Annotated in this window: 6 protein-coding genes and 1 pseudogene; 1 reads left to right on the top strand and 6 read right to left on the bottom strand. The window is 72.4% G+C overall.

Features of this window, described 5'->3' with window-relative positions:
* Nucleotides 1–311, bottom strand: a pseudogene (locus tag ACZ4WV_RS32290) (RNA-guided endonuclease TnpB family protein); the annotation flags it as partial.
* 182 nt (nt 312–493) lie between these two features.
* On the opposite strand from ACZ4WV_RS32290, the gene ACZ4WV_RS32285 reads away from it, so the two are divergent.
* Nucleotides 494–2,083 (top strand): sodium:solute symporter family protein, encoded by a 1,590-nt coding sequence (locus tag ACZ4WV_RS32285; protein WP_450361570.1) that lies wholly within the window; start codon nt 494–496, stop codon nt 2,081–2,083.
* Here the strand turns inward: ACZ4WV_RS32285 and ACZ4WV_RS32280 are convergent.
* From ACZ4WV_RS32280 to ACZ4WV_RS32260, 5 genes are all read right to left on the bottom strand, one after another.
* The gene (locus tag ACZ4WV_RS32280) at nt 2,061–3,029 is read right to left on the bottom strand and encodes an SCO0930 family lipoprotein (protein ID WP_042155113.1); all 969 of its coding nucleotides are present in this window, start codon (nt 3,027–3,029) and stop codon (nt 2,061–2,063) included. The genes ACZ4WV_RS32285 and ACZ4WV_RS32280 overlap by 23 nt on opposite strands.
* Before the next feature lie 190 nt (nt 3,030–3,219).
* Nucleotides 3,220–3,393, bottom strand: coding sequence for a ferredoxin (locus tag ACZ4WV_RS32275; RefSeq protein WP_465752199.1), 174 nt, complete (start codon nt 3,391–3,393; stop codon nt 3,220–3,222).
* Between the two features lie 166 nt (nt 3,394–3,559).
* Nucleotides 3,560–3,745, bottom strand: a complete 186-nt coding sequence (locus ACZ4WV_RS32270) for a hypothetical protein (RefSeq protein ID WP_030289436.1) — start codon at nt 3,743–3,745, stop codon at nt 3,560–3,562.
* A gap of 23 nt (nt 3,746–3,768) precedes the next feature.
* A complete protein-coding gene (locus tag ACZ4WV_RS32265) occupies nt 3,769–4,623 on the bottom strand; it encodes a class I SAM-dependent methyltransferase (protein WP_465752197.1) in 855 nt (284 codons plus the stop codon).
* Nucleotides 4,620–5,945 (bottom strand): cytochrome P450, encoded by a 1,326-nt coding sequence (locus tag ACZ4WV_RS32260; RefSeq protein ID WP_465752196.1) that lies wholly within the window; start codon nt 5,943–5,945, stop codon nt 4,620–4,622. The genes ACZ4WV_RS32265 and ACZ4WV_RS32260 overlap by 4 nt, the downstream gene beginning before the upstream one ends.
* Between the last annotated feature and the right edge of the window lie 55 nt (nt 5,946–6,000).

The raw sequence follows: 6,000 nt of genomic DNA, 5'->3' as shown, positions 1-6,000 counted from the left end.
CGGGACCTGCCGAAGTCTCGGATCAACTGCTGCTGGGGGACACACGCACCCTCCCGCAGCCACGGGATCCGGGCACGGGCTTCGGTCAGCATCGCGGCGAGCTGCACCGGACCGCACGTACGCTTCTCCGCCCCATCAGGGCGGGTCTTGTTCCAAGCACCGACCTGCTGGGACTTGGCCACGCACTCGTTCCACAACCACCGGCACCGGTCCCACTCCGCTTCGAGTGCGGCGCAGGCCGTGGACGACACACGAAGCCGGTAGGTGAACCGGGCGTGCCCGTCACCTGCTGTCTTCGCGTCCGTCGCCATGAACAGCAATCTACCCGGGGGGACTGACAGTTGAGAGCTCCCAGCCCACGTGGGGTGCCTCGCCACCATTGCGGGCGTACACCGGTCCGCCCTGACGGCGCATCGGCTTTCCCTGCCCCGCTCACACGGGAGCTTCCCTTCCGCAACCCGCTGAAGCCGGGCATATCCACGAAGGAGACACGATGAACGCCGCGGTCTCAACCGGCATCTTCGGCGCCTTCATGGTGCTCACCGTCGTCCTCGGACTGCTCGCGGTGCGGCGCAAGGGCGCGGAGAAGGGGCGGCCCGCCGGGCTCTCGGAGTGGTCGGTGGGCGGCCGGAGCCTGGGCACGGTCTTCATCTGGGTGCTGATGGCCGGCGAGAGCTATACGAGCTTCAGCTACCTCGGCGCGGCCGGCTGGGGCTACAACTCCGGTGCCCCGGTGCTCTATGTGCTGGCCTACATGTCCTGCGGCTATGCGCTGGGGTATGTCGTCGGGCCGATGCTGTGGGCCTACGCCCGCCGGCACGGCCTGGTCGGGATCACCGACATGATCGCGCACCGCTACCGCGCGCCCTGGCTCGGGGCCGCCGTCGCCCTGCTCGCCACGGTCTGTCTGCTGCCGTACATACAGCTCCAGATCACCGGCATGGGCGTGGTCGTCTCCACCATTTCCTACGGTGCCATCAGCATCGACTGGGCCTATTTCCTCGGCTTCGCGGTCACCACCGGCTTCGTGGTGATCAGCGGGCTGCGCGGCAGCGCCTGGGTCTCGGTGCTCAAGGACGTTCTCGTCATCGGCACCCTCGGCTTCCTCGCGGTCTATGTGCCGCTGCACTACTTCGACGGCTACGGGCCCTTCCTGGACCGGCTCGTCGCCGAGAAGCCGCAGTGGCTGACCTTCCCCGGGCATGACTCGGGGGGTCTGGGCCAGGTCTGGTTCGTCACCACCACGCTCGTCAACTCCCTGACCGTGGTGATCTTTCCGACGACCGTGGCGGGCTATCTCGGTGCCCGCAACGCCGAGGCGCTGCGCCGCAACGCCCTGTACCTCCCGTTCTACAACGTGCTGTTGTTCGTGCCGATGCTGCTGGGGATGGCGGCGCTGTTCGTGGTGCCCGGTCTGACGGGTGCGGACTCCGATCTCGCGCTGTTCAAGATGGTGGTGGACTCCCTTCCGGCCTGGGCCGTGGGGCTGGTCGGGGTGGCCGCCGCCCTCTCCTCCATCGTGCCGATGGCCGTGTTCATGCTGGTCATCGGCACGATGTGGGGGAGGAGTGTGCTGGGCGCGATCCCCCGTCTCAACAAGGGGGCGGCCGGGTCGGCTTCCGGGGACGGCGGGGGAGGGGCGGCGGGCGGACGGCAGAAGCTGTGGTCGCAGCTGGTCGTGGTGGTGGCCGGGGCGCTGGCGCTGCTGCTGACCTACACCGCCCCCGACACCCTCGTCCGGCTGTCCCTGATTTCGTACGAGGGCATGGCGCAGCTCGTGCCGATGCTGCTGCTGGGGCTGGTGTGGCGGCGGCTGACGCTGCACGCCGCGGTGAGCGGCCTGGTGGCGGGCTTCACGCTGGTCTGTGTCCTGGTCTTCGGGGGACACGACCCGGTGTGGGGGATGAACGCGGGGATCGTCTCGCTCGCCGTGAATGTGGTGGTGGCGCTCGCGGTCACCTGGCTGGGGCCGCGCGCCGCGGACGAGAGGCCGGACGCCGAGGTGCTGGCGCTGGACGACGAGTTCCCGCGCGACGGTGTGCCGTCGCGGGGCGGGCGGCTCAGCCCTCCGGCGTCGTCGTGACCTTCTTGCCCTCCTTGGAGACCGCGAACCACAGGCCCATCTTGCCCTGGCCGTTGATGTCACCGGGCTGCTCGTCGCCGGTGAACCAGTAGACGGGCCAGCAGTCGACGGCCAGCTGGCGGGTGCCGTCGGGGCGGGTGACGGTGGAGATGAGCTTGGGGGCGATGCCGTTGAGCTTGGAGCGGTCGGCGGGCTTGGCGGGCTTCCAGGTGTCCAGGCAGGCGTCGTTGCAGCCGAACTTCATCGGCCAGGCGCTGTCCTTGTTGAAGCGGTAGAGGGTGCGGCCCTTGCCGTCGACGAGGATGCCGCCGAGGTCGGGGTGGTTGAACACCGAGACGTCGCTGGGCTCCTGGGCGCCGGCCTTCTTGCCGTCGGGAGCGAGCGCGTTCCAGGTGCCGCCGACGCCCTGGCCCTTGGTGTCACCGGCCTTGGTGTCCTTGATGTAGCGGTAGGCGGGCCAGCCGGCGATGGTGAGCTGCTTGACGCCGTCGGCGCGGGTGACCGAGCCCAGCTTGCTCTTGTCGATGCCGGCCGGGGCGGTGGCGCCGTCGGCGGGGACCGGCGGCCAGGTGGTGGCGCAGGACCCGTTGCAGTTGGACTTGGCGGGGTCGGGGGTGTCCTTGTCGAAGCGGTAGAGGGTCATGCCCTTGGAGTCGGCGACGACCGTGCCGATCTTGGCGTCCTGATGCAGGGCCAGCTTCCCGGCGGGCGCGGCCTTCGGGGCCTTGCCGGCGGCGGTGTCGGTGCCGCCCGCCTGGCCGCCGGAGCCGCCCGAGCCGCCGGAGGAGCCGTAGCCGTAGTCGCTGGTGCCCTGGCCGGCGGGCTGGACGTTGTCCGCGCTGGTGGTGCCGGGGGCGCTCTGGGTGCCGCTGCTGCCGCAGGCGGTGGTCAGCGCCAGGGTGGCGACCGCCGCGGCCGCGAACGCCGCACGACGTCGATTGATCATGATGTCTCCTCTGCCGGTGGGTGGTTCCGTCGTTGCTGAGGTGGTGACCGGGTGGCCCGTGCGGTCGCCCGTTCCGTTCCGGTCCGGGCGACGGCGGGGTGCCGTCGCCCGGGGAATACGCGCTCCGGGGTGCCGGGCGTTCAACGCCGCCGAAGAATTTTCTTCGGGCGCAAAAGCCCTGCCCCGTACGTCAGTTGCCGCCCTGTACCCGCATCGCCAGCGCGGGGCAGCGGCGCACCGCGAGCTGGGCGCGGCGCCGCATCCGGGCCGGCAGCGGCATGCTGGCGGACTGCGGATAGCCGTCCGCGCCGAGCTTCACGACGCCGGGCACGACATCGGCGCACAGGCCGTGGCCGCGGCACAGCGTCCAGTCGATCAGCAGCCGTTCCTGCGGCGGGGGGGGGGGGGGGGGGGGGGGGGGGGGGGGGGGGGGGGAGGGGGGAGGGGGGGGGGGGGGGGGGGGGCGCCCCCCCCCCCCCCCCCCCCCCCGACCCTTGTCGCTGCTAAGCCACCCGGCGCCGACCCCACGGTCAGTAGCGCGGCTTCCGGGTCAGGGCCAGGCCGCCCAGCAGGAAGGCCACCCCGAGCACGCCGGCGACCACCGCGGAGGTGGTGTCGGCGGGCTTCTGGCTGGCGTCCATCACGGCGGTGACCAGGCCGGCGACGGCGCTGATGTAGCAGAAGATGGTGATGAAGATCTTGACCTTGGGGTGCACGGTTTTCCTTTCGGTGCTGCTCGTCAGTGCTGTTCTCGGACGGTTTCCTGCGGTCCGCGGCCCGCGGGTGCGGTCGCGGCGGCGGTGAGGCCGAGCAGCATCACCCAGGCGTCGGGGTCCGACCGGAAGCGGTTCCAGCGGTCCGCGGCGAGGGCGAGCTCGGCCAGGGAGAGGAGGCCCCGGGCCACCAGCGGCTCCAGCCGCTGCGGGCCGAGCTGCGGGGCGAAGGCGTCGGTGGGGTGGTCGTCGTTGGTGGTGGCGAACGGGCGCAGCACGACCTCCTCGAAGCCGGCCGCGCGCAGCAGCCGGGGGAGCCGGCGGCCGATCGAGCGGTCGCCGCCGTCGGCGCGCTGGGCGGCGGCCATCTTGGCGTGCACGCCCGCGAGTTCGGGGTACGAGGGCTCGGCGGCGCCCCACAGCGCGGAGTCGACCTCGGTGCAGGCGACGGTGCCGCCGGGGCGTAGCACCCGGCGGACCTCGGCGAGCACGGCGACCGGGTCCGGCACGTGCTGGAGGACGTAGCGGAGCAGGACGAAGTCCACACTGGCGTCCGGCAGCGGCAGGTCGGCGCCGTCGGCGACCAGCAGGGTCACGTCGGGGCCGGCGGCGTGGGAGAGCAGGTCGCCGTCGATGTCGGCGGCGATCAGGGTGGTGCCGGCGGGCAGGGCGGCGCGCAGCCGGCGGGTCACCGCGCCCGGTCCGGCGCCGAGTTCGAGCACGGTGCCGCCGCCCAGGCCGAGCTCGCGCAGGATGCGCAGTTCCTCGGGGAAGGAGAGCGCGGCCTGCGCCTCCAGCCGGTCGAGTTCGGCGGTCAGGCCGCCGCCGGTGGTGCGCGCCGGGTCGTACGAGCCGCCGAGCGGGCGGGCGGTGGTGGTCATCGGGGCCTCGCGATCATCGTCATGCCGTGCTTGGGGCGGAGGGTGACCAGGGCCTCGGGTTCGACCGGGAAGCCCTCGACCAGTTCCAGCCGGACGGACTGGAGCAGGGCGGCGAGCACCAGGACGGCCTCCAGCATCGCGAAGTGCTGTCCGACGCAGATCCGGTCCCCGCCGCCGAACGGCAGGTAGAGGTGGCTGGGGAGGGCGGCGCCGTCGAAGCGGTCCGGGCGGTACGCCTCCGGCGCGTCCCAGTGCTCGGGGTGGCGGTGCAGCACCCACTGGCTGACGCACACCAGGGTGCCGGGCTCGACGTCGTACCCGCCGATGACGTCGTGCCCGACGGCCCGGCGGGAGATCAGCCAGACCGGCGGGTAGAGCCGCATCGCCTCCTGGATCGCCCGCCGGCAGGCCGGGAGGTCCTGGAGGTCGGCGGCGGTGGGCGGGCGGCCGCCGAGTACCCGGTCGACCTCCTCGCGGACCTTGGCCAGCTCCTCGGGGTGGCGGTCGAGCAGGTAGAGCGTCCAGGTCAGGGACTTGGCGGTGGTCTCGTGGCCGGCCATCACGATGGTCAGCACCTGGTCGCGCAGGTCCTCGTCGGAGACCAGGTGGTCGGTGGACATCATGGTGTCCAGCAGGTCGCCGCCCGCCGTGCTGCTGCCGCCCGCGCGGCGGGAGGCGATCAGCGTGCGGGTGACGGTGTTGAGGAAGACCCGGGCGCGGCCGAAGTCGGCGTAGCGGCGGGCGGTGTCGGCCGGGTCGGGGTCGGGGCTCGGTACGTAGTGGCCGATGCAGCGGTTGACGGCGTCGACCGCGCGGCCGAAGCCCTCGCCGATGCCGTCGATGTCGGCGCCGAGGATGGCGTGGGTGAGGATGCCCAGGGTCAGCGCGGTGAGGTGCTGGTCGACCTCCAGCGGGGTGCCGGCCTCGACGGACGGGCGCCAGCGCTCCAGCATCCCGGCGGTGGCGTCGGTGACGATCCGGTCGAAGGTGCGGACCGCGCTGGGGCGGAACGCGGGCGCGGTGAGGTGGCGTTGGCGGGCCCAGTCGGCGCCGTTGCTGGTCAGCAGCCCGTTGCCGAGCAGCGGGCGCAGCATGGCGTCGTCCGGGGTGCCCTCCTTGGTGTAGTTGGCGCCGTTGTCCTTCAGCACGTGCCGGGCGTACTCGGGCCGGTTGAGCAGGTAGACGGTGTCGCCGTCGGCCCGGTGGCGGGTGATGTCGCCGTAGGTGCGGGCCAGGCCGGTGATGAAGTCGAGCGGCGACTCCCTCATCAGCGCCATGTCGACGTCGTCGGCTGGGCCTGGCGGGACGGTGTGCGTAGGCACGGTGCGGACCACCCCCGTGATTCCTCTCGATGCTCACCCGGGACTTCCGGAATGC

This window comes from Kitasatospora sp. NPDC029312, assembly GCF_055569215.1.
This window is presented reverse-complemented; position numbering and strand designations above follow the sequence as displayed.